Raw genomic sequence first — 22590 nt, 5'->3', positions numbered from 1 at the left:
ACGACGATGGCATTGAAAACATACAATCCGACGACGCCGGGCCAGCGCCAGCTGGTGATGGTCGACCGTTCGGCGCTGTACAAGGGCAAGCCGGTCAAGGCATTGACCGAGGGCAAGCAGAGCAATGGCGGCCGCAACAACACCGGCCGTATCACGGTTCGCTTTCGTGGCGGTGGCCACAAGAAGGCCTACCGGATGGTCGATTTCAAGCGCGACAAGGTCGACGTTTCAGCGACCGTCGAGCGCCTGGAATACGATCCGAACCGCACTGCGTTCATCGCGCTGATCAAGTATGCCGACGGCGAGCAGGCCTATATCCTGGCGCCGCAGCGGCTGGCCGCGGGCGACACCGTCGTTGCCGGCAACTATGTCGACGTGAAGCCCGGCAATGTCATGCCGCTCGGCAACATGCCGGTCGGCACGATCGTCCACAATATCGAGATGAAGATCGGCAAGGGCGGCCAGATCGCACGTTCCGCCGGCACCTATGCGCAGATCGTCGGCCGCGATCAGGACTACGTCATTCTGCGTCTGAACTCGGGCGAACAGCGCCTGGTGCACGGCCGTTGCCGCGGCACCATCGGCGCGGTGTCGAACCCCGATCACATGAACATCTCGATCGGCAAGGCCGGCCGTACCCGCTGGCTGGGCTGGCGTCCGCATAACCGCGGCGTCGTCATGAACCCGATCGACCATCCGCACGGCGGCGGCGAAGGCCGCACCTCGGGCGGCCGCCACCCGGTGACCCCGTGGGGCAAGCCGACCAAGGGCAAGAAGACCCGTTCGAATAAGTCGACCAACAGATTCATCCTCCTAAGCCGCCACAAGCGGAAGAAGTAAGGAACGCCGGACATGGTTCGTTCAGTCTGGAAAGGCCCGTTCGTCGAGGGTTCTCTGCTCAAGAAAGCAGATGCCGCGCGCGCGTCCGGCCGTCACGACGTCATCAAGATCTGGAGCCGCCGCTCGACCATCCTGCCGCAGTTCGTCGGCCTGGTCTTCGGTGTCTACAACGGCCAGAAGCATGTGCCGGTATCGGTCAACGAGGAAATGGTGGGTCACAAGTTCGGCGAATTCTCGCCGACCCGTACCTTCCATGGCCATTCTGGCGACAAGAAAGCCAAGAAGGCTTGAGGAATAAGCGATGAGCAAACCAAAGCGCGAAAGAGTGCTCGCGGATAACGAGGCCAAGGCTGTGGCCCGGATGCTGCGCGTGAGCCCGCAGAAGCTTAATCTTGTCGCGCAGCTGATCCGCGGCCGGAAGGCGTCTGCGGCACTGGCCGACCTGCAGTTCTCGCGCAAGCGGATCGCGGTCGACGTCAAGAAGTGCCTGGAATCGGCGATCGCCAACGCCGAGAACAACCACGACCTCGAGGTCGACGATCTGGTCGTCGCCGAGGCCCATGTCGGCAACGGCATCGTGATGAAGCGTTTTTCGCCGCGCGGCCGTGGCCGTTCGGGTCGTATCTACAAACCATTCGCACACCTGACCATCGTGGTTCGTCAGGTCGAGGCCGAGGCTGGCGCTTAAGAGCGCAGGAGAAGACGATGGGTCAAAAAATCAATCCAATCGGACTGCGTCTCGGCATCAACCGTACGTGGGATTCCCGTTGGTTCGCCGGCAAGAACGAATACGGCAAGCTGCTGCATGAGGACGTCAGGATCCGTGAGATCCTGCACAAGGAACTCAAGCAGGCAGCCGTCGCCCGCATCGTGATCGAGCGTCCGCACAAGAAGTGCCGCGTGACGATCCATTCGGCGCGTCCGGGCGTCGTGATCGGCAAGAAGGGCGCCGACATCGACAAGCTGCGCAAGCGGGTTGCCGACATCACGGCTTCCGACGTCGTCATCAACATCGTCGAAATCCGCAAGCCGGAACTCGACGCCACCCTGGTCGCCGAATCGATCGCCCAGCAGCTCGAGCGTCGCGTCGCATTCCGCCGCGCCATGAAGCGCGCGGTGCAGTCGGCGATGCGTCTTGGCGCCGAAGGCATTCGTATCAACTGCTCGGGCCGTCTCGGCGGCGCCGAAATCGCGCGTATGGAATGGTATCGCGAAGGTCGCGTTCCCTTGCACACGCTGCGCGCCGACGTCGATTACGGCGTGGCGACTGCGTTCACGACATTCGGTACCTGCGGCGTCAAGGTCTGGATCTTCAAAGGCGAGATCCTCGAGCACGATCCGATGGCCCAGGACAAGAAGATGGCCGAAGGCGACAATACCCGTCCGCGTCGCGACGCTGCTTGAGACATTAGAGAAGGTTTGAGGGCGTAAGCCATGATGCAACCAAAGAAAACGAAGTTCCGGAAGGCGCATAAGGGCCGTATCCACGGCGTTGCGACTTCGGGCGCGACGTTGTCGTTCGGACAGTTCGGCCTGAAGGCGATGGCGCCCGAGCGCATCACCGCCCGTCAGATCGAAGCCGCACGCCGCGCGCTGACCCGTCACATGAAGCGCGCCGGCCGCGTCTGGATCCGCATATTTCCGGACCTGCCGGTGTCGAAGAAGCCCGCCGAAGTGCGCATGGGCTCGGGCAAGGGTACGCCGGAACTGTGGGTGGCCCGGGTCAAGCCTGGCCGCGTGATTTTCGAGATCGACGGCGTCACGGTGCAGACCGCAAAGGAAGCGCTCTCGCTCGCCGCTGCCAAGCTGCCGATCAAGACGCGCTTCGTCGCGCGCATTGCGGAGTAACCGTCATGGCCGAGATGAAAACCGCCGACATTCGCGCGATGAGCGACGATCAGAGGGAGGACGCCGTCCTCAACCTGAAGAAAGAGCGTTTCAACCTGCGTTTCCAGCGCGCCACCGGGCAGCTGGAGAACACCACGCGGCTGCGTGAAGCCCGCCGCGATATCGCCCGTATCAAGACCATCGCCGCGCAAGCGCGCGCGAAGAAGAAGTAAGAGGCCGGATATGCCGAAACGAACCCTTCAGGGCGTGGTCGTGAGCGACAAGCAAGCCAAGACGATAGTGGTGCGCGTCGATCGCCGCTTCACCCACCCGATCTACAAGAAGACGATCCGTCGCTCCAAGAACTACCACGCGCACGACGAGAACAACGAGTTCAAGCCGGGCGACATGGTGTGGATCGAGGAGAGCAAGCCGATCTCGAAGTTGAAGCGCTGGACGGTTGTCCGGGGCGAACAGAAGAAAACGGCCTGAAGCAGGTCGGGCTTAGCCTGACTGGTTTTGGGAAATTTTAAGCGCGTTTCAGCGCATCAGAAAGAGGACGAGGTGCATCAATGATTCAGATGCAGACCAACCTCGACGTGGCCGATAATTCAGGCGCACGCCGTGTCATGTGCATCAAGGTGCTTGGGGGCTCCAAGCGCCGCTATGCCACCGTGGGCGATGTTATCGTTGTGTCGATCAAGGAAGCGATTCCGCGCGGCAAGGTGAAGAAGGGCGACGTGATGAAGGCTGTCGTGGTGCGGGTCCGCAAGGACATCCGCCGCGCCGACGGCTCGGTCATCCGCTTCGACCGCAACGCCGCCGTGCTGATCAACAATCAGTCGGAGCCGGTCGGCACCCGTATCTTCGGGCCCGTGCCGCGCGAGCTGCGCGCCAAGAACCACATGAAGATCATTTCACTTGCGCCGGAGGTGCTGTGATGGCTGCCAAGATCCGCAAGGGTGACAAAGTCATCGTGCTGAACGGCCGCGACAAGGGCCGTACCGGCGAAGTATTCGAGGTTCGTCCCGACGAGAACAAGGCACTCGTGCGCGGCGTCAACCTCGTGAAGCGTCACCAGAAGCAGACCCAGGCCCAGGAAGGCGGCATCATCTCCAAGGAGGCGCCGATCCACCTGTCCAACATCGCGTATGTCGGCAAGGACGGCAAACCGACCCGCGTGGGCTTCAAGATTCAGGCTGATGGCAAGAAGGTACGCATTGCCAAGAGCTCGGGAGCAGAGATCGATGGCTGAAACCGCTTATGTGCCGCGCCTGCGCGTGGAGTATGACAAGAGCATCCGCAGCAAGCTGACTGAACAGTTCGGCTATGCCAACGTCATGCAGGTGCCGCGTCTCGACAAGGTCGTCCTCAACATGGGCGTCGGCGATGCCGTCAACGACCGCAAGAAGGCCGAGACCGCGGCCGGCGACCTGTCGCTGATCGCCGGCCAGAAGGCGATCGTGACCTATTCGCGCGTCGCGATCGCGACCTTCAAGCTGCGTGAAAACCAGCCGATCGGCTGCAAGGTCACGCTGCGCAAGGCCAAGATGTACGAGTTCATCGACCGCCTGGTGAACGTGGCGCTGCCGCGCGTGCGCGACTTCCGCGGCCTCAATCCGAAGAGCTTCGACGGCCGCGGCAACTATTCGCTCGGCCTCAAGGAGCACATCATTTTCCCCGAAATCGACTTCGACAAGGTTTCGGAAGCCCGCGGCATGGACATCACGGTTTGCACCACGGCGCAGACCGACGACGAGGCGCGTGCCTTGTTGACCGCTTTCAATTTCCCGTTCCGGCAGTGAGACGCAGTTAAAGCCTCTCAAACGCGGAAACCCAGGAGCCAAGCATGGCAAAGAAGAGTTCAATCGAGAAGAACAACCGGCGCAAGCGGATGACCAAGAACGCCGCACCCCAGCGCGCGAAGCTGAAGGCGATCATCGCCGACAAGACCAAGCCGATGGAAGAGCGCTTCGCCGCGACGCTGAAGCTTGCCGAGATGCCGCGCAACTCGTCGGCGACGCGCATCCGCAACCGCTGCGAACTCACCGGCCGTCCGCGTTCGGTCTATCGCAAGAACAAGCTCAGCCGCATCGCGCTGCGTGAACTCGGCTCCAAGGGCCTGGTTCCCGGGCTCGTGAAGTCGAGCTGGTAAGGGAGGGTCGTCAGATGTCTACGCACGATCCGATCAGCGATCTCATCACCCGCATCCGCAACGCGCAGATGCGCTCGAAGTCCAAGGTTTCGACCCCGGGCTCGAAGATGCGCGCCAACGTGCTCGAAGTGCTGAAGTCCGAGGGTTACATCCGCGGCTACGCCAGCGTAGAGCATTCGTCCGGCCGCAGCGAACTCGAGATCGAACTGAAATATTTCGACGGCGAGCCGGTCATTCGCGAAATCGAGCGGGTGTCCAAGCCAGGCCGTCGGGTTTACGCCTCGGTGAAGAACCTGCCGCGCGTGAACAACGGTCTCGGTATTTCGGTCTTGTCGACACCGAAGGGAATCATGGCTGACCACGAAGCGCGTGAAGCGAACGTGGGCGGCGAAGTTCTCTTCACGGTGTTCTGAGGAAGGATTCTAGCATGTCACGTGTTGGCAAACGGCCCGTGCCGATCCCGTCCGGTGTGACGGCGACCGTCGAAGGGCAGACCGTCAAGATGAAGGGGCCGAAGGGCCAGCTTCAGTTCGTCGTGCATGACGACGTCGAGGTGAAGTTCGAGGACGGCGCGGTCAAGGTCGCGCCGAAGCTCGAAACCAACCGGGCGCAGGCCATGTACGGCACCGCGCGCGCGCAGGTCGCAAACCTGGTCGAGGGCGTCACCAAGGGTTTCGAGAAGAAGCTCGAGATCACCGGCGTCGGCTACCGCGCCGCGCTGCAGGGCAAGAACCTGCAGCTCGCGCTCGGCTACAGCCACGACGTCGTCTACGCGATCCCCGATGGCATCACCATCGCGGTGCCGAAGCCGACCGAGATCACGATCACGGGCAATGATTCCCAGCGCGTCGGTCAGGTTGCGGCCGAAATCCGCGCCTATCGTCCGCCGGAGCCCTACAAGGGCAAGGGCGTGAAGTACGCCAACGAATTCATCTTCCGCAAGGAAGGCAAGAAGAAGTAACGGAGCCGGCCATGTCACTGAAAGTTACAAATGCCCGGCGCAAGCAGCGTGTGAGGAATTCACTGCGCCGCTCCGCCAATGGACGTCCGCGTCTGTCGGTGTTCCGCTCGTCGAAGCATATCTATGCCCAGGTCATCGACGACCTGAAGGGCGAGACGCTGGCTTCCGCGTCGTCGCTGGAAAAGACGATGCGCGAGAGCGGCAACACGGGCGCCAACATCGATGCGGCCAAGGCCGTCGGCAAGCTGCTGGCGGAACGTGCCGTGCAGAAGGGCGTCAAGGAAGTGATATTCGATCGCGGTCAGTATCTGTATCACGGGCGCGTCAAGGCGCTTGCGGATGCGGCCCGCGAAAGCGGATTGAGCTTCTAACAACCGATTTTGAACCAAGATGAAGGACAGGGGCGTTAGGCTCCCTGAGATTGGAAAACACCATGGCAGGTGAACGCGAACGCGGCGGACGCGAACGGAGCAGGGATCGCGAAGAGCGCGACAGCGAGTTCGTCGACAAGCTGGTCCACATCAATCGCGTGGCGAAGGTCGTCAAGGGCGGCAAGCGCTTCGGCTTTGCGGCGCTGGTCGTGATCGGCGACCAGAAGGGTCGGGTCGGTTTCGGTCACGGCAAGGCGCGCGAAGTTCCCGAGGCGATCCGCAAGGCGACGGAATCGGCGAAGCGTAACCTGACGCGCGTTGCTCTGCGCGAAGGCCGCACGCTGCATCACGATATCGCCGGCCGTCACGGTGCGGGCCGCGTCTATCTGCGCGCAGCCCCCGCCGGTACCGGCATCATCGCGGGCGGTCCGATGCGCGCGGTGTTCGAAACGCTCGGCATCCAGGACGTGGTGGCGAAGTCGATCGGCTCGTCGAACCCCTACAACATGGTTCGCGCAACCTTCGACGCGCTGAAGCATCAGGATTCGCCGCGTTCGGTGGCGGCGCGCCGCAACATCAAGGTGTCCACGCTGCAGTCGCGCCGCGTCGGTGGCGATGCCGAAGTGGTGGCTGAATAAACAATCAGGCGCAGCTTCCCGCGCCGTTCGGAGTCAAGACGATGGCCAAGGCCGCAAAGATGATCAAGGTCGAGCAGACTGGCAGCGCAATCCGCCGCCACCACTCGCAGCGTGCGACGCTGATCGGCCTCAAGCTCAACAAGATCGGCCGGGTTTCCGAGCTGCAGGATACGCCTGCAATTCGCGGCATGATCAGCAAGGTTCAACATCTCGTCCGCGTCGTCGGCGAGTAAGCAAGACAGGGAGGAGCATGATCCCGAAAAGTGGGGACCGGTTTTCGGTCAAGATCATGCTCCATAGATAAGGGAATTTCGCGATGAAGCTCAGCGATATCGCCGACAACGCCGGCTCGCGCAAGAAGCGCATGCGCGTCGGCCGTGGCATCGGTTCAGGCAAGGGCAAGACTGCGGGCCGCGGCGGCAAGGGCCAGACCGCGCGTTCGGGCGTGCGCATCAAGGGCTTCGAGGGCGGCCAGATGCCGCTGCATCGGCGCCTGCCGAAGCGCGGCTTCAACAACATCTTCAAGCTCGATTTCGCCGAGATCAATCTCGACCGCCTGCAGGACGCGATCGATGCCAAGCTGGTCGATGTCAACGAAACCGTCACCGCCGAATCGCTGGTGAAGACCGGCGTGCTGCGCCGCGCCAAGGATGGCCTGCGGCTGCTCGGCCGCGGCGAAATCAAGGCCAAGCTCGCCATCGAGGTGCATGGCGCCTCGAAATCCGCGATTGCGGCGGTCGAAAAGGCTGGCGGTACGGTGAAGGTTCTGGCTCCGGCCAAGAAGGAAGAAGGCGAGGCGGCGTAACATCTGCGTCATTGCCCGCCGCGGCGCGGGCAATGCGCCGATTGAACGATGGACTTATCGAAGCCGAGCACCAAATAATGTCCGGCGTCTGCCGATGGGCCCCATCAGGGGCCCGCGGCGTGAGGGACGGCGGGAGAAAGCCTAGACATGGTCTCAGCAGCAGAACAACTCGCGGCAAACCTCAATTTCTCTGCGCTCGGCAAAGCCGACGAACTGAAGAAGCGCATCTGGTTCACACTGGGTGCGCTGCTTGTTTATCGGCTCGGCACCTACATTCCGCTGCCCGGCATTGATCCCGCGGCCTGGGAGCAGGTGTTCAAGTCCCAGGCCGGCGGTATTCTCGGCATGTTCAACATGTTCGCCGGCGGCGGTATCAACCGCATGGCGATCTTCGCCCTGAACATCATGCCGTACATCTCGGCGTCCATCATCATCCAGCTTCTGACCACGGTTTCGCCGCAGCTCGAGGCGCTGAAGAAGGAAGGCGAGGCCGGCCGCAAGACGCTGAACCAGTATACCCGCTATCTTACGGTGATCCTCGCCGCGTTCCAGTCCTATGGCATCGCGGTCGGCCTGCAGGGCGCCGGTAACGTCGTCAGCGAGCCCGGGCCGTTCTTCCTGATCTCCACCGCGATCACGCTGACCGGCGGCACGATGTTCCTGATGTGGCTTGGCGAGCAGATCACCTCGCGCGGCATCGGCAACGGTATTTCGCTGATCATCCTGGCCGGCATCGTCGCCGAGTTGCCCTCGGCGCTCGCCAACATGCTCGAACTCGGCCGTCAGGGTGCGCTGTCGACCGCCCTGATCCTGGTCGTGATCGTGATGGCGGTCGTCGTGATCGCCTTCATCGTGTTCATGGAACGCGCGCAGCGGCGGCTCCTGATCCAGTATCCGAAGCGCCAGGTCGGCAACAAGATGTTCGAGGGCCAGTCCTCGCATCTGCCGCTCAAGCTCAACACCTCGGGCGTGATCCCGCCGATCTTCGCCTCATCGCTGCTGTTGCTGCCGACCACGGTTGCCAACTTCAACGCCGGCAAGGGTCCGGAGTGGTTCCAGTGGCTCAACACCCAGCTCAGCCACGGCCGTCCGCTATTCCTGTTCTGTTATCTCGCGCTGATCGTGTTCTTCGCGTTCTTCTATACCGCGATCGTGTTCAATCCGACCGAGACCGCGGACAATCTGAAGAAGCATGGCGGCTTCATCCCCGGCATCCGTCCGGGTGAGCGTACCGCCGAATATATCGACTACGTGTTGTCGCGCGTTACGGTGCTCGGCGCGATCTATCTCGCCATCGTCTGCCTGATTCCTGAAGTTCTGATCTCCTACGCCGCGGTGCCGTTTTACTTTGGCGGAACCTCGCTTCTGATCGTCGTCAGCGTGACGATGGATACGGTGGCGCAGGTGCAGGGCTATCTGCTCGCCCATCAGTATGAAGGGCTGATTCGTAAATCCAAGCTCAAGGGTCGCCGTCGATGAAGTCTGAGCTGCCGCGCCGGATCGCGATCACGATCGGCGCGCTGCTCATCTTCCGGCTCGGCACTCATATCCCGCTTACGGGCCTCTCGCCACAGATGCAGGCAGGCCTGCTGCTTTCATCGGGCGCTGCCGCCCGCATTTCGATTTTCGCGCTCTTCATCATTCCCTATCTGAGTGTCGCGATCGTCATGCAGCTTGTCGCTGTGGTGTGGGGCAGGCTGAGCGCGCTCGAACGATCGGGTGAGGCCGGCCGCCGCAAGATTGCCCGCTTCACGCTGATCCTGACGCTGCTGCTTGCGGCATTCCAGGCCTTCGGCGTCGCGTCCGGTCTTCAGGACGTTCCCGGCCTCGTCACCGAGCCCGGCGGCTGGTTCCTGCTGTCGGCCACTGCAACGATGGTGGGCGGCGTGTTCTTCCTGGTCTGGCTCAGCGAACAGATCACCCGTCACGGGATCGGCAACGGGCTCGCGCTCATTCTGTTCGTCGGCATCATCGTTTCGCTTCCGGCAGATATTGCCGCCACATTCCAGCTGCTGGGACAGGGCGCGATCTCCGGCAGCCTTCTGCTGCTGCTGGCGATCCTCGCGGTCGTGGGCGTCGCTGTCATCGTGCTCGTCGAAGGCGCGCGGCGGAACGTGCCGGTGCAATATGCCGCGCGCCAGGCGGGAACACGCCTGCTTCCCGCGCGCTCCTCGGTGCTGCCGATCAAGATCAACAGCGCCGGGTTCCTGATCCCGGCCACCGTGACGCCGTGGATTTTCTATCTTCCGCTGGTGCTTGCGACCCTGGCCTTCGGCCAGACACCGACGCTCGCCGTCGCCTACGACCACATCCAGTTCGCCCGGCCGCTCCACATGATCCTCGGATCCATTGCGGTCTTCGTGCTGGCTTTCATCTATACCGCCTATGTGCTTGATCCCGCGCGCATCGCCGAGGTCTTGCACAAGCGGGGCGGCGCGATTACAGACGTGGCGCCGGGCGAACCCACCGCCGACCATCTCGATCGCGTCGTGACGTTGACGACCTTCGTCGGAGCCGTCTACCTCGTGGCCGTGTCGCTGATTCCGGAAGCCCTGGTGGCTTACGGTAAGCTGCCCTTTCTTTTTGGTGGTGGGTCGGCGCTGATTGTGGTTTGCACTATCCTTGATATCAAAACGCAGGTGCGCGGGCATTCGCTCACCAACCCGGGGGGCGAATTGTCATGAGATTGATCCTTTTGGGGCCGCCGGGTGCGGGCAAGGGGACCCAGGCGCAACGGCTGGTCCACAAACACGACCTGATCCAGCTCTCCACCGGCGAGATGCTGCGCGCTGCGGTGGCCGCCCAGACGCCGATCGGCTTGCAGGCCAAGGACATCATGGCGAGCGGGTCGCTGGTGCCGGATGAAATCGTAATCGGCATCATCTCCGACCGCCTCGACCAGCCCGACATGAAGAACGGTTTCATCCTCGACGGCTTTCCGCGCACGGTGCCGCAGGCCGCCGCCCTCGATGAGCTGCTGAAGAAGAAGCACATCAAGCTCGACGCCGTGATCGAACTGCGCGTCAACGAGAGCGCGCTGCTCGACCGCGTCGAGAGTCGCGTCGCCGAGATGCGGGCGAGGGGCGAGGAGGTCCGAATCGACGACACTCCGGAGGTGCTGTCGAAGCGGCTGGCGAGCTACCGGACCCTGACCGAGCCGCTGATTCACTACTATTCGGAGCGGCGGAAGCTGCTCACGGTCGATGGCATGATGACCATCGAGCACGTCACCCGGGAAATTAACCGGATCCTGTCCGCGATCGGCGCGGTGGAACCCAAGCCGGTCAAGGCTTCAGCCCCGGCCAAACAGGCCAAGGCAGGCGCCAGGAAGACCGCCAAGCCATCTGGCAAAAAGCCTGCCAAAACAGCCAAGAAGGCCGCCAAATCCGCTCCAAAGGCCGCCAAATCGGCCTCCAAGGGGGCAAAAAAGGCCAAAAAGGCGACCAGGAAAACTGGCAAGAAAACGGCCAAAAAGGCGGTCAAAAAGCCCGCCAAGAAGGCCGTGAAAAAGGTCACGAAAAAGCGAGCTAAACGATAGAGACGGTTGACGAAACCGAGTTGAATCCTTTAATAAGCCCCGCATCCAAGTCGGATAGTTTCAGACGATGCCGGGCCCCAAAGAATCTGAGGGGACGGGCGTCGTGTTCGCGTTTGCGGACACCTGCCCGAGTTAGCAAGAACATAGCCCGGTCCGCGAGGGATCGGTGACAGGAGAGAAGTCCGTGGCCCGTATTGCCGGCGTGAATATCCCGACCAACAAGCGCGTCTTGATCGCGCTCCAGTACATCCATGGCATCGGCCAGAAGAACGCGGCCGAGATCATCGAGAAGGTGAAGATTCCCGCCGAGCGCCGCGTCAGCCAGCTCAGCGACCAGGAAGTTCTGCAGATCCGCGAAGTCATCGACCGCGACTATCTGGTCGAGGGCGATCTTCGTCGTGAAGTCGGCATCAACATCAAGCGTCTGATGGACCTCGGCTGCTATCGCGGCCTGCGTCATCGCCGCGGCCTGCCGGTGCGCGGCCAGCGCACCCACACCAATGCGCGCACGCGCAAGGGCCCGGCCAAGTCGATTGCCGGCAAGAAGAAATAAGCTCGCGAACAGCTGACGCGAGGCGGCGAATTTCCATTCGCTCCTCACCGTCTGCTTTTCGCGTTTTAGGTGTAGCCGCTGGCACTACGGCGGCGTTTGAGATCACAGGAAAGGTTTTGGAATGGGCAAGGAAGCCACCCGCATACGCCGCCGCGAACGCAAGAACATCGCCTCCGGCATCGCGCATGTGAATTCGTCGTTCAACAACACGACCATCACCATCACCGACGCGCAGGGCAACACCATTGCCTGGTCGTCGGCCGGCACGATGGGCTTCAAGGGTTCGCGCAAGTCGACCCCCTATGCCGCGCAGGTCGCGGCCGAAGACGTTTCCAAGAAGGCGCAGGAACACGGCATGCGCACGCTGGAAGTGGAAGTTGCGGGCCCCGGTTCGGGCCGTGAGTCGGCGCTTCGCGCGCTGCAGGCGGCGGGCTTCACCGTCACATCGATTCGCGACGTGACGACGATCCCGCACAATGGTTGCCGTCCGCGCAAGCGTCGGCGCGTTTGATTTTTTGGTCGCGGGCGGATTTATCCGCCGCGCGATTGCCTTGGAATTTCGACAGCCGCGGGCTGATCCGCGATCTCCAACGTCAGTTGCGGGCACGACTGGCCCAAAGGACTGACACATGGGTGACACAGTGACGATCCAGAAAAATTGGCAAGAACTTATCCGACCGAACAAGCTGCAGGTAACGCCGGGCACCGATGCGGCCCGGTTTGCGACCGTTGTCGCAGAACCCCTCGAGCGCGGCTTCGGCCAGACCCTCGGTAACGCGCTGCGCCGCATCCTGCTGTCGTCGCTGCAGGGTGCAGCTGTGCAGTCGGTGCACATCGACGGCGTGCTGCACGAGTTCTCCTCGATCGCGGGCGTTCGCGAGGACGTCACCGACATCGTGCTCAACATCAAGGACATCTCGATCAAGATGCAGGGCGAAGGCCCCAAGCGTATGGTCGTGAAGAAGCAGGGCCCGGGCGTCGTCACCGCCGGCGACATCCAGACCGTCGGCGACGTCGTGGTGCTCAATCCCGACCTGCAGATCTGCACGCTGGACGAGGGCGCGGAAATCCGCATGGAATTCACGGTCGCTGCCGGCAAGGGCTACGTCGCCGCCGAGCGTAACCGTCCGGAAGACGCGCCGATCGGCCTGATCCCGGTCGACAGCCTGTTCTCTCCGGTCCGCAAGGTCTCCTACAAGGTCGAGAACACCCGCGAGGGCCAGATCCTCGACTACGACAAGCTGACCATGACGATCGAAACCAATGGTGCGATCACGCCGGAAGATTCGGTGGCCTATGCCGCCCGCATCCTGCAGGATCAGCTCAACGTGTTCGTGAACTTCGAAGAGCCGCGCAAGGAAGTGGCGCAGGAGATCATCCCCGATCTCGCGTTCAACCCGGCGTTCCTCAAGAAGGTCGACGAACTGGAGTTGTCGGTGCGTTCGGCAAACTGCCTGAAGAACGACAACATCGTCTACATCGGCGACCTCGTGCAGAAGTCGGAAGCGGAAATGCTCCGTACCCCGAACTTCGGCCGCAAGTCGCTGAACGAGATCAAGGAAGTGCTGGCCCAGATGGGTCTGCATCTCGGCATGGAAGTGCCGGGCTGGCCGCCGGAGAACATCGACGAGCTCGCCAAGCGCTTCGAAGACCACTATTGAGACTTAGTCATTCCGGGGCGATGCGTCAGCATCGAACCACAGATGCGCAATTGCGCATCGGGGAATCTCGAGATTCCGGATCGCCGCTTCGCGACGTCCGGAATGACACCGGGCGAACGCAGGCGGCCCACCTGAGCAACAAGTCCGACGAACCGTCGCGACAGAATAAGTATTGAGGAATTCAACATGCGTCACGGCAAGGTTCACCGGAAGCTCAACCGCACCGCCGAGCATCGGAAAGCGATGTTCGCCAACATGTGCGCGGCGCTGATCAAGCACGAGCAGATCGTCACCACGCTGCCGAAGGCCAAGGAATTGCGCCCGATCGTCGAGAAGCTCGTCACGCTCGGCAAGAAAGGCGGTCTCGCCATGCGCCGCCAGGCGATCTCCGAAATGCGCGACAAGGATCAGGTCAGGAAGCTGTTCGACGTGCTGGCGTCCCGCTACAAGGACCGCCAGGGCGGCTACACCCGCATCATCAAGGCCGGCTTCCGCTACGGCGACAACGCCCCGATGGCCGTGATCGAATTCGTTGACCGCGACGTCGATGCCAAGGGCAAGGACTCCGGCCCGGTGCAGGAAAAGTCCGCCGAAGCGGCGTAAGGTTTTCCGAAATCAGTTTCCAAAAGCGGCGCTTCGGCGCCGCTTTTTTTTGGCATCACCTGCAGGTGACCAGCGATTGCGGCCACGTCCGCCGCTTCCGATATCTCCGTCATCAATGAAGGGAGATATCCAGTGAACATCGATCTTTCGGGAAAAACCGCGCTGGTGACGGGCTCGACCGCCGGCATCGGACACGCTATCGCCAAGGGCCTCGCCGCGACCGGCGCCAGCGTGGTCGTCAATGGACGCTCGCAAGCCAAGGTCGATGCCGCGTCAGCGGCGATCACCAAGGCCGTTTCCGGCGCCAAGGTCCACGGCGTGGCCGCCGATGTATCGACCGCTGCGGGATGCAAGGCGCTGCTGGCCGCGTTGCCCAGCGTCGACATCCTGATCAACAATGCCGGGATATTCGAGCCCAAGGGCTTCTTCGATATTCCCGACGAGGACTGGAGCCGCTTCTACGAGGTCAATGTGATGTCGGGGGTGCGGCTGTCGCGCGCCTATATGCCGGGCATGTTGACGCGCAATTGGGGCCGCATCGTTTTCATTTCCTCGGAATCCGGGTTGAATATTCCAAAGGAGATGATCCATTACGGCATGACCAAGACCGCGCAGCTCGCGGTTGCGCGGGGCCTTGCGGAACTGACCCGTGGCACCGCGGTGACGGTCAACTCGGTATTGCCGGGGCCGACGATGTCGGAGGGCGTCGAGACCTTCGTCAGGGATCTGGCAAAGCAGAATGGCCAGTCGGTGGAAGAGGCGGCTTCCAGCTTCGTGAAACAGCATCGCCCGACCTCGCTGCTGCAGCGCTTTGCCAGCGTTCAGGAGATCGCCAACATGGTGGTGTATGTCAGCTCGAAGGAAGCCTCCGCCACCAACGGCGCCGCGCTCCGTGTCGAAGGCGGGATCGTGCAAACCATCGCGTGAGGCGGCGCCGGCGTGTGTGCACGGCGCGGCGTCGCATATCCGACTAACGCGAACTGCCTAAGACAAAAAGGGCCGCCATTTCGGGCGGCCCTTTTTAGTGCAACTACCAGCGGCGGTAGTAAGCGCGATGGTACCGTGGACCGTAGTAGCGCGGACCGTAGGCGTAGACCGGACGATATACGCGGCGAACATAGGGACCGCCATAGTAGCCGCCGTAGTAGGCCGGTGCGTAACCGCCACCATAATAGGCGGGCGCGTACCCGCCGCCGTAATACGCTGGCGCGTAGCCGCCGCCATAGTACCCGTAGCCTGGGCCGTAATACCCGTAGCCTGGACCGTAGGCGTAAGCGTTCGACGCAATGCCGCCGATCACCGCTCCCGCCAGCAGTCCGCCAGCGATCCCCGGAAAAAATCCGCCGCCGCGCCAGCGCGCTTCCGCGGGCGAGGGCGCCGCGACCGCCGTCAGACCGAGGACGGCCGCAAGTGCCAGAATCAAAGGTGCTTTCCTCATGGAACACTCCTTTCCGTAAATCCGCAAACCAGACATTCAACAAACCTATTCAAGTGAAGTTCGTTGCACGCGGCAAGCGGCCGGACGGCTGGGCGGCAGATTTTAATATTCATGAACGCCGGTTCAGGCGGCTCCGCATGCCGCCTTTGCAAGGCCCAGGGCGCTCCCTGGCCGGCTGGAACCCCGCGCTGCGCGTGGCGCCCGCGATGCCTGCATCGTCAGCCGAAATCGCGGAATCCCGGCTTGCCGGCAATCGGCTTCTGGCGGCCCAGCCAGGCGAGGTCGGGAACGGGACGGGCGGTCGCCGGATTGGCTGACAGCAGCGCCTCGATCCCGCGGGCCACCGACAGCGTCGCGAGATCGCCGCCTCGCGGTCCGATCACCTGGATACCGAACGGCATTCCGGCGCCGTCGCGGCCCGCCGGTATCGCCACCGCGGGATGTCCGACATTGGTGACCGCATAGGCCATCGCCAGCCAGTGGAAATAGGATTTTGTCGGGCTGCCATCGATGACGGCAGGGTATAATTCCGACCACGGTCGCGGGCTGATCGTGATCGCGGGCGCGAGAACGAAATCGTGCTCGCCGAAAAACTTCTGCCAGCGCCGATACATCTCGGTCTGCATCGACAGTGCGCGCGCGACGTCGAGCGCCGAATAGCCGAGGCCCTCGGCCACGTTGTCGCGAATGTTGGGGCCGACCTTGTCCGGATGTTTTTCCGCAAGTTCGCGGTGGCGGCCGAGGAAGGCGACCGCGCGCAGGACCGCGAACACGTCGTCGGCATTGCTGCAATCCGGATGGGTCCATTCGACGCTGCGGAACGCCGATCCGAAGGTTGCAAGCTTGGTCCTGAAGGTTTCGGCGATCGCGCGCTCCGTTGGCGCGAAGCCGAAGTCGGTCGTTGCCGCAATTCGCAGAGCGCCAAGGTCGGTCGCCGGTGGGTCGCGATAGGCTGATGGCGCTGGCGAGCCGCCGGCGTGAAGGATCGCAGAAAGCGGATCCCGCGCGTCGCGGTCCAGCATGCAGGACAGCATCAGGCAGGTGTCCGAAACGGTGCGTGCCATCGGGCCGAGCTGCGAGATTTGCAGCCAGGCCATGTTGCGGCTGTTGCTTGCAATCAACCCGGGCGAGGGACGGAATCCCACCACGCCGCAAAAGGCGGCGGGATTGCGCACCGATCCGCCGGTGTCGGAGCCGGTCGCCAGCGGCACCATGCCGGTGGCAAGCGCCACCGCCGATCCGCCGGACGAGCCGGCTGCGGACCGATCGGGGTCGAAGGGATTGCCCGTCGCGCCATGCAGCGCGTTGCGGGTGTTGCCGCCCGCGCCCCATTCGGGGACGTTGGTCTTGCCGACGACAACAGCTCCGGCGCGCCTGAGCATCGCGACGATGGCTTCGTCGCTCCTGGCAATATTGTCGGCGAACAGCACGCTGCCGAAACTCGTCGGCAGTCCCTTGGCGTCGATCAGGTCCTTGACCCCCAGCGGCAGCCCGTGCAGCGGGCCGAGCTGATCGCCGCGCATCACAGCGGCCTCGCTCTGTCGCGCCGTCGCGCGCGCAGAATCAAACCCACGCGCGATCATGGCGTTCACCGCCGGATCGATCGCCTCGATGCGGCCGATGCAGCTATCGAGCAGTTCGACCGGCGAAAGCTTGCGCTCGCCGATCAGCGCCCGCGCCGTCACCGCGGAGAGGTCGCAGGGTTCGGTCATATCAGGATCACTCCTCCTTGATACCTGCGGCCTGCGCCAGCGCCTTCATCTCGCCGATTTCCTTGCCGACGAATCCCGGCCAGTCCGTATAGCGCTTGAACGCAGGCTCGAATCCGACCTTCTGGAAGCGCTCGATCACCGCCGGGGTCGCGATCGCCTCTTCAAGCATCCCCGCCAGCCTGTCGCGGATCGCGGCGGGCGTTCCCTTTGGCACGACCAATGTACCCCAGGAGATGATGTCGGCCTTGGGATAGCCGAGTTCGGCGAGCGTCGGAACATCCGGGAGGAACGTCGAGCGTTTGGCAGAGAAGATGGCGAGCGGCCGTACGGTGCCTGCCTCGGCCTGAGGCTTGACCGCGATCACCGTGTCGACGTGATACTCGATATGCTTGCCGATCAGATCGTTCATCGCCGGCGCGCTGCCCTTGTAGGGCAGGTGCACCATCTTGATGCCGGCGCTCGACTTGAACAGTTCGCCGGCAAAATGGGAAATGGTCGCCGCGCCAAAGGAAGCCAGCGACAGCTTGTCGGGATTGGCCTTGGCGGCGGCGACGAGGGCGGCGACATCCTTGATCGGGTTGTCGCGATGGGTCACCAGCACCATGCCGATGGTGCCGATCTGGCCGATCGGCTCGAAATCCCTGGCGCTGTCGAAGGGCACGGTCTCTTTGACCGCGTTCTGCAGGGTGAAGGTAGAGTTCGAGGAAAAGAACAACGTATAACCATCCGGCGCGGCATTGGCCGCCTCCCGTGCGCCGATGGTGGTGCCGCCGCCGGGGCGGTTCATGACGATCACCGGCTTGCGGAGCCGCCCTTCCAGTTCGCTGGCGATAATGCGGCCGACGACATCGGAGGCCCCGCCGGCCGGGAAGGGCAGGATCAACTGGAGCTGCTTTTCGGGATAGTTCGCCTGCGCCACCGCCACGTTGGCGCTTCCGATCAGGCCGGCCGACGCCATCGCGGCCAATAGAAACTTCCGTATCATGTCGAACACGTACTCCTGTCTTACCTAAACCCCGGCAATTCGCGCCGGGGTTATGGTGACAGTCGTCCCGGATCGAAGGAACAAGAGTCCCCTGAATCGGCTCCCCGATCAACCCAATTATGGGCCCGCTACCATCCCTCCAGCACGATCTTGCCGCGCGACTTGCCGCTCTCCAGAAGCGCATGCGCGCGTTTGAGGTTGGCAGCGTTGATGGTGCCAAAGGCCTGGTCGAGCGTGGTGCGCAGCACGCCCTTGTCGATGAGGTCGGCGACGTCGTTCAGCAGCATATGCTGGGCGATCATGTCCGGCGTCTGGAACGACGAGCGCGTGAACATCGATTCCCAGTGCACTGAGATCGCCTTGCCCTTGAAGGCGCTCATGGTGAATTCCGGGGGATCGTCGATCAGGCCGAACTTGCCCTGCGGCGCCATCAGGTCAGCGATTCCCTTGTAGTGCTGATCGGTGTGGGTGAGGCTCGCGACGAGCGCGACCGGCGGCACTTTCAGCTGCTCGATCTGCTCCTTCATCGGCTTGCCATGATCGATCACGGCATGCGCGCCGAGATCGAGGCACCATTTTTGCGATTCCGGCCGGGTCGCGGTGGCAACTACGGTGAGGCCCGTGAGGCGGCGCGCGAGCTGGATCAGGATCGAGCCGACGCCACCGGCGCCGCCGGTAATCAATAGCGTGCGCGGATCGACGCTCTTGCCCGGCACCGCGCCGAGGCGATCGAAAAGCAATTCCCAGGCGGTGATCGAGGTGAGGGGAAGCGCGGCGGCCTGCGCAAAGGAGAGTGATTTCGGTTTGCGGCCGACGATGCGTTCATCGACCAGGTGGAATTCCGAATTGGTGCCCTGGCGCAGGATCGAGCCGGCGTAGAACACTTCATCGCCCGGCTTGAACAGCGTCACGTCCGGCCCGACCGCATCGACAACACCGGCGGCGTCATAACCCAAAATCTTGCTCTCGCCTTCGGGCGGCGCGGCGCGCTTGCGGACCTTGTAGTCGACCGGGTTGGCCGAGATCGCCTTCACGGCGACTCTGACGTCGCGGCCTTTCGGCTCGCCCTTGGCGGTCTCGAAATCGATCAGCGAATTCGCGTCCTCGATCGGGAGCGATTTTTGGTATCCGACGGCCTTCATGGCTGGGGGTCTCCTGTTCGAAGCGACGACTTCAGCCTACCTGTCGCGCTGGCATCAATTTGGCAAGTACTGTAAAATCGGGGAACTAGTCCCTGTTTGGATACTATTGGAAAATAACGCATGAAAAGGCGGAATTTTGCCCATCGGCCGGGCTGCGCGGTGGAAGCCACGCTCGATCTGATCGACGGCAAGTGGAAGGGCGTGATCCTGTTCCACCTGCAGGCCGGCACCCAGCGATTTGGGGAGTTGCGGCGGCGGATGCCCGGCATTACCCAGCGCATGCTGACCAAGCAGCTGCGCGCGCTGGAGGATGACAAACTGGTGGTCCGCAAGGTCTATGCCGAGGTGCCGCCGCGGGTCGAGTATACCCTCTCGGAGCTCGGCGAGAGCCTGCGCCCCGTGATCGATACGCTGAAGGCGTGGGGGGAGAGCCATCGGGACAGGCTGTCCTGTGGACCTGCGCCGGAAACCATCAAAGCGCCCGATCGCGCAGCGTAGTTGTGTACCGCTTTGTCTTCTCTCGTTGCCGCCTCGCACCTATATCTGACGCACCAAATTACGGGATTTCTTGCATGTTGATTCGCTCTCTTGCCCTGCTCCTGGTTTCCGCGATCGTTGCCACGCCGGCGCTGGCGCAGGACCGCCGCGTGCCGTCGTCGGGAGCCGAGCTGCGGCTGTCCTTTGCGCCGATCGTGCAGCGGGTGCAGCCGGCGGTGGTCAACGTCTATGCCGCCAAGACCGTGCAGAACCGCAATCCCTTGCTGGACGATCCGATTTTCCGCCGCTTCTTCGGCGTGCCCGGCCAGCAGCCCGAGCAGATGCAGCGTTCGCTGGGTTCGGGCGTGATGGTCGATGCCTCCGGCCTCGTCGTCACCAACAACCACGTCATCGAAGGCGCCGATCAGGTCAAGATATCGCTGGCCGACAAGCGCGAATTCGAAGCCGAGATCGTGCTGAAAGACAGCCGCACCGATCTGGCGGTGCTGCGCATCAAGGACTCCAAGGAGAAATTCACGACGATCGACTTTGCCAATTCCGACGAATTGCTGGTCGGCGACGTCGTGCTCGCGATCGGTAATCCTTTTGGCGTCGGCCAGACCGTGACGCAAGGCATCATCTCGGCGCTGGCGCGCACGCAAGTCGGCATCACCGATTACCAGTTCTTCATCCAGACCGATGCCGCGATCAACCCCGGCAATTCCGGCGGCGCGCTGGTTGACATGACCGGCAAGCTTGCGGGCATCAACACCGCGATTTTCTCGCGCTCCGGCGGCTCGCAGGGCATCGGCTTTGCGATTCCCGCCAACATGGTGCGCGTGGTCGTGGCCTCCGCCAAGAGCGGCGGCAAGGCGGTGAAGCGCCCGTATCTCGGCGCCAGGTTGCAGGCGGTGACGCCCGAGATCGCGGAGACGCTGGGGCTGAAGTCGCCGACCGGTGCGCTGGTCGCCAACGTCGCGGCGAACAGCCCGGCAGCGCGCGCCGGATTGAAACTGTCCGACCTGATCGTGGCCATCGATGGACAGGTGATCGACGATCCCAACGCGTTCGACTATCGCTTTGCCACCCGTCCGCTGGGTGGTTCGGCGCAGATCGACGTGCAGCGCGCCGGCAAGACCGTGAAGCTGACGATGCCATTGGAAACCGCGCCCGACACCAATCGCGACGAGATCGTGCTGACCGCGCGCTCGCCGTTCCAGGGCGCGAAGGTCGCCAATATCTCGCCGGCGGTGGCCGATGAACTGCGGCTGGACGCTTCGACCGAAGGCGTCGTCGTGATCGATCTCGCCGATGGCGGAACGGCCGCCGGCGTCGGCTTCCAGAAGGGCGACATCATCCTCGCGGTCAATAGCCAGAAGATCGCCAAGACCAGCGATCTCGACAAGGCGTCCAAGACCTCGGCGCGGATCTGGCGCATCACGGTGGTGCGCGGCGGCCAGCAGATCAACGTGACGCTCGGCGGATGAGCCCGAAGCAGCCACGCGAAGCTGCCAATCTCTTTGCCGCGGCAGGGATGGAGCAGGACGCGCCGCGTCCGCTGCCGGACCGGCTGCGCCCGCAGTCATTGTCAGATGTCGTCGGCCAGGATCACATCCTCGGCCCCGACGGCGCTCTGACGCGAATGCTGGAAACGCGCACGCTGGGCTCGCTGGTGTTCTGGGGACCGCCCGGCACCGGCAAGACCACGGTGGCGCGGCTGCTCGCCGATGCCACCGAACTGCATTTCGAGCAGATCTCCGCGGTATTTTCCGGCGTCGCCGATCTGAAGAAAGTGTTCGATGCCGCGCGCGCCCGCCGCGAGACCGGCAAGGGCACGCTGCTGTTCGTCGACGAGGTGCATCGCTTCAACCGTGCGCAGCAGGATTCGTTTTTGCCCGTGATGGAAGACGGCACCGTGGTGCTGGTCGGCGCAACCACCGAAAATCCGTCGTTCGAACTCAACGCGGCGCTTCTCTCGCGGGCGCGCGTGCTGGTGTTTCATTCACTTGATGCGGTGGCGGTGGAGCAGCTCTACGCCCATGCCGAAAAGATCGAGGGCAAAAAGCTGCCGCTTGATGCCGAGGCCCGCGCCGTGCTGGTGCGGATGGCCGATGGCGACGGCCGCGCCGCGCTGACGCTCGCCGAAGAAGTCTGGCGCGCCGCGCGCAAGGGCGAAGTCTTCAATGCCGAGAAGTTGCAGGACATCCTGCAGCGCCGCGCCCCGATCTACGACAAATCCGCTGACGGCCACTACAATTTGATCTCGGCGCTGCATAAGGCGGTGCGCGGCTCCGATCCGGATGCGGCGCTGTATTATCTCGCGCGCATGATGGACGCCGGCGAAGACCCGCTGTTCCTGGCGCGCCGGGTGGTGCGCATGGCGGTCGAGGACATTGGACTTGCCGATCCGCAGGCGCTGGTGATCTGCAACGCCGCCAAGGACGCCTATGATTTCCTCGGCCATCCCGAGGGCGAACTGGCGATCGCGCAGGCCGTGATCTATCTCGCCACCGCGCCGAAATCGAACGCCGCCTACAAGGCCTTCGGCGCGGCGATGCGCACGGCGAAGGAGGGCGGTTCGCTGCTGCCGCCAAAACACATTCTCAACTCGCCGACCAAGCTGATGAAGTCGGAAGGCTACGGTTCCGGCTACGAATACGACCACGATGCGCCCGATGCGTTTTCCGGCCAGGACTATTTCCCGGACGCGCTGGGACGCCAGACATTTTATGATCCGCCCGACCGCGGCTTCGAGCGCGAAATCCGCAAGCGGCTGGACTATTGGGCGAAGCTGCGGCGCGGGCGCGGCGGGGGAAGTGCTGAATGATTGGTCTGAAGTGCCGTGGCTTGTTCGCTTTCGCGTGCGCCCTTCTTGCCGTGGGGT

The 22590-nt window shown here is 63.0% G+C and carries 32 protein-coding genes; 28 read left to right on the top strand and 4 right to left on the bottom strand.

Translation table 11 applies throughout. From position 1 onward, the window contains the following. Positions 1-6: 6 nt before the first annotated feature. From rplB to JQ629_RS24905, 25 genes are all read left to right on the top strand, one after another. Positions 7-840: a 50S ribosomal protein L2 gene (gene rplB, locus JQ629_RS25025; RefSeq protein ID WP_211998086.1), complete on the top strand. Its 834-nt coding sequence runs from the start codon at positions 7-9 to the stop codon at positions 838-840. 12 nt (positions 841-852) lie between these two features. Then, complete coding sequence (gene rpsS, locus JQ629_RS25020; RefSeq protein ID WP_027536815.1) at positions 853-1131, top strand: 30S ribosomal protein S19; 279 nt, start codon at positions 853-855, stop codon at positions 1129-1131. A 10-nt stretch (positions 1132-1141) separates the two neighbouring features. Then, entirely contained in the window at positions 1142-1528 is a 387-nt protein-coding gene (gene rplV, locus JQ629_RS25015) for a 50S ribosomal protein L22 (RefSeq protein ID WP_212269286.1), read from the top strand. 17 nt (positions 1529-1545) lie between these two features. After that, positions 1546-2244 (top strand): 30S ribosomal protein S3, encoded by a 699-nt coding sequence (gene rpsC / locus JQ629_RS25010; RefSeq protein WP_192733863.1) that lies wholly within the window; start codon positions 1546-1548, stop codon positions 2242-2244. Positions 2245-2274: 30 nt separating this feature from the next. Beyond that, entirely contained in the window at positions 2275-2688 is a 414-nt protein-coding gene (gene rplP / locus JQ629_RS25005; protein ID WP_027536812.1) for a 50S ribosomal protein L16, read from the top strand. Between the two features lie 5 nt (positions 2689-2693). Then, positions 2694-2900, top strand: coding sequence for a 50S ribosomal protein L29 (gene rpmC / locus JQ629_RS25000; protein ID WP_192733862.1), 207 nt, complete (start codon positions 2694-2696; stop codon positions 2898-2900). 10 nt (positions 2901-2910) lie between these two features. Beyond that, a complete protein-coding gene (gene rpsQ / locus JQ629_RS24995; protein WP_192733861.1) occupies positions 2911-3159 on the top strand; it encodes a 30S ribosomal protein S17 in 249 nt (82 codons plus the stop codon). Between the two features lie 80 nt (positions 3160-3239). Beyond that, positions 3240-3608, top strand: coding sequence for a 50S ribosomal protein L14 (rplN, locus tag JQ629_RS24990; RefSeq protein ID WP_011473865.1), 369 nt, complete (start codon positions 3240-3242; stop codon positions 3606-3608). Continuing rightward, positions 3608-3922 (top strand): 50S ribosomal protein L24, encoded by a 315-nt coding sequence (gene rplX / locus JQ629_RS24985; protein ID WP_212035207.1) that lies wholly within the window; start codon positions 3608-3610, stop codon positions 3920-3922. The genes rplN and rplX overlap by 1 nt, the downstream gene beginning before the upstream one ends. Next, positions 3915-4472 carry a 50S ribosomal protein L5 gene (gene rplE, locus JQ629_RS24980; RefSeq protein WP_192733859.1) on the top strand — a complete coding sequence of 186 codons (558 nt, stop codon included), beginning with the start codon at positions 3915-3917 and terminating at the stop codon, positions 4470-4472. The genes rplX and rplE overlap by 8 nt, the downstream gene beginning before the upstream one ends. Positions 4473-4516: 44 nt before the next feature. Further along, on the top strand, positions 4517-4822 hold the full coding sequence (gene rpsN / locus JQ629_RS24975; protein ID WP_192733858.1) for a 30S ribosomal protein S14: 306 nt from the start codon (positions 4517-4519) through the stop codon (positions 4820-4822). A gap of 14 nt (positions 4823-4836) precedes the next feature. Then, on the top strand, positions 4837-5235 hold the full coding sequence (gene rpsH, locus JQ629_RS24970) for a 30S ribosomal protein S8 (protein WP_192733857.1): 399 nt from the start codon (positions 4837-4839) through the stop codon (positions 5233-5235). Between the two features lie 14 nt (positions 5236-5249). After that, positions 5250-5783, top strand: a complete 534-nt coding sequence (gene rplF, locus JQ629_RS24965) for a 50S ribosomal protein L6 (protein WP_192733856.1) — start codon at positions 5250-5252, stop codon at positions 5781-5783. 11 nt (positions 5784-5794) lie between these two features. Next, on the top strand, positions 5795-6154 hold the full coding sequence (rplR, locus tag JQ629_RS24960; RefSeq protein ID WP_192733855.1) for a 50S ribosomal protein L18: 360 nt from the start codon (positions 5795-5797) through the stop codon (positions 6152-6154). A 62-nt stretch (positions 6155-6216) separates the two neighbouring features. Further along, a complete protein-coding gene (gene rpsE / locus JQ629_RS24955; protein WP_028349043.1) occupies positions 6217-6792 on the top strand; it encodes a 30S ribosomal protein S5 in 576 nt (191 codons plus the stop codon). A gap of 41 nt (positions 6793-6833) precedes the next feature. Continuing rightward, positions 6834-7025 carry a 50S ribosomal protein L30 gene (gene rpmD, locus JQ629_RS24950; RefSeq protein WP_212414895.1) on the top strand — a complete coding sequence of 64 codons (192 nt, stop codon included), beginning with the start codon at positions 6834-6836 and terminating at the stop codon, positions 7023-7025. A gap of 83 nt (positions 7026-7108) precedes the next feature. Next, positions 7109-7597 carry a 50S ribosomal protein L15 gene (gene rplO / locus JQ629_RS24945; protein WP_212269284.1) on the top strand — a complete coding sequence of 163 codons (489 nt, stop codon included), beginning with the start codon at positions 7109-7111 and terminating at the stop codon, positions 7595-7597. 147 nt (positions 7598-7744) lie between these two features. Beyond that, the gene (gene secY, locus JQ629_RS24940; RefSeq protein ID WP_192733852.1) at positions 7745-9076 is read left to right on the top strand and encodes a preprotein translocase subunit SecY; all 1332 of its coding nucleotides are present in this window, start codon (positions 7745-7747) and stop codon (positions 9074-9076) included. Beyond that, complete coding sequence (locus JQ629_RS24935) at positions 9073-10281, top strand: preprotein translocase subunit SecY (protein ID WP_212414894.1); 1209 nt, start codon at positions 9073-9075, stop codon at positions 10279-10281. The genes secY and JQ629_RS24935 overlap by 4 nt, the downstream gene beginning before the upstream one ends. After that, complete coding sequence (locus JQ629_RS24930) at positions 10278-11135, top strand: adenylate kinase (RefSeq protein ID WP_212414893.1); 858 nt, start codon at positions 10278-10280, stop codon at positions 11133-11135. The genes JQ629_RS24935 and JQ629_RS24930 overlap by 4 nt, the downstream gene beginning before the upstream one ends. A 184-nt stretch (positions 11136-11319) precedes the next feature. After that, positions 11320-11688, top strand: a complete 369-nt coding sequence (gene rpsM / locus JQ629_RS24925; protein ID WP_192733849.1) for a 30S ribosomal protein S13 — start codon at positions 11320-11322, stop codon at positions 11686-11688. Positions 11689-11809: 121 nt separating this feature from the next. Continuing rightward, the gene (rpsK, locus tag JQ629_RS24920) at positions 11810-12199 is read left to right on the top strand and encodes a 30S ribosomal protein S11 (protein ID WP_192733848.1); all 390 of its coding nucleotides are present in this window, start codon (positions 11810-11812) and stop codon (positions 12197-12199) included. Between the two features lie 118 nt (positions 12200-12317). Further along, entirely contained in the window at positions 12318-13349 is a 1032-nt protein-coding gene (locus JQ629_RS24915) for a DNA-directed RNA polymerase subunit alpha (RefSeq protein ID WP_192733847.1), read from the top strand. A gap of 186 nt (positions 13350-13535) precedes the next feature. After that, complete coding sequence (rplQ, locus tag JQ629_RS24910) at positions 13536-13952, top strand: 50S ribosomal protein L17 (protein ID WP_192733846.1); 417 nt, start codon at positions 13536-13538, stop codon at positions 13950-13952. Positions 13953-14084: 132 nt separating this feature from the next. Next, a complete protein-coding gene (locus JQ629_RS24905; RefSeq protein ID WP_212414892.1) occupies positions 14085-14879 on the top strand; it encodes an SDR family NAD(P)-dependent oxidoreductase in 795 nt (264 codons plus the stop codon). A gap of 103 nt (positions 14880-14982) precedes the next feature. Here JQ629_RS24905 and JQ629_RS24900 read toward each other — a convergent pair whose 3' ends face one another. From JQ629_RS24900 to JQ629_RS24885, 4 genes are all read right to left on the bottom strand, one after another. After that, on the bottom strand, positions 14983-15390 hold the full coding sequence (locus tag JQ629_RS24900) for a hypothetical protein (protein ID WP_212414891.1): 408 nt from the start codon (positions 15388-15390) through the stop codon (positions 14983-14985). 218 nt (positions 15391-15608) lie between these two features. Beyond that, entirely contained in the window at positions 15609-17102 is a 1494-nt protein-coding gene (locus JQ629_RS24895; RefSeq protein ID WP_212414890.1) for an amidase, read from the bottom strand. Between the two features lie 7 nt (positions 17103-17109). After that, positions 17110-18087 carry a Bug family tripartite tricarboxylate transporter substrate binding protein gene (locus tag JQ629_RS24890; protein ID WP_249135258.1) on the bottom strand — a complete coding sequence of 326 codons (978 nt, stop codon included), beginning with the start codon at positions 18085-18087 and terminating at the stop codon, positions 17110-17112. Positions 18088-18215: 128 nt separating this feature from the next. Beyond that, the gene (locus JQ629_RS24885; RefSeq protein ID WP_212414889.1) at positions 18216-19229 is read right to left on the bottom strand and encodes a zinc-binding alcohol dehydrogenase family protein; all 1014 of its coding nucleotides are present in this window, start codon (positions 19227-19229) and stop codon (positions 18216-18218) included. 120 nt (positions 19230-19349) lie between these two features. Between JQ629_RS24885 and JQ629_RS24880 the strand changes: the two genes are divergently transcribed. The 3 genes from JQ629_RS24880 to JQ629_RS24870 all read left to right on the top strand — a co-directional run bounded on the left by JQ629_RS24880 (position 19350) and on the right by JQ629_RS24870 (position 22533). After that, the gene (locus JQ629_RS24880; protein WP_212414888.1) at positions 19350-19727 is read left to right on the top strand and encodes a winged helix-turn-helix transcriptional regulator; all 378 of its coding nucleotides are present in this window, start codon (positions 19350-19352) and stop codon (positions 19725-19727) included. A gap of 74 nt (positions 19728-19801) precedes the next feature. Next, a complete protein-coding gene (locus JQ629_RS24875; protein ID WP_212414887.1) occupies positions 19802-21193 on the top strand; it encodes a DegQ family serine endoprotease in 1392 nt (463 codons plus the stop codon). Continuing rightward, on the top strand, positions 21190-22533 hold the full coding sequence (locus JQ629_RS24870; protein WP_212414886.1) for a replication-associated recombination protein A: 1344 nt from the start codon (positions 21190-21192) through the stop codon (positions 22531-22533). The genes JQ629_RS24875 and JQ629_RS24870 overlap by 4 nt, the downstream gene beginning before the upstream one ends. The last annotated feature ends 57 nt before the right edge of the window (positions 22534-22590 follow it).

This window comes from Bradyrhizobium sp. AUGA SZCCT0222, from assembly GCF_018130205.1.
GTDB lineage: Bacteria > Pseudomonadota > Alphaproteobacteria > Rhizobiales > Xanthobacteraceae > Bradyrhizobium.
Note: the sequence above shows the minus strand (reverse complement) of the source record. Positions and strands in the feature narration are given on the sequence as shown.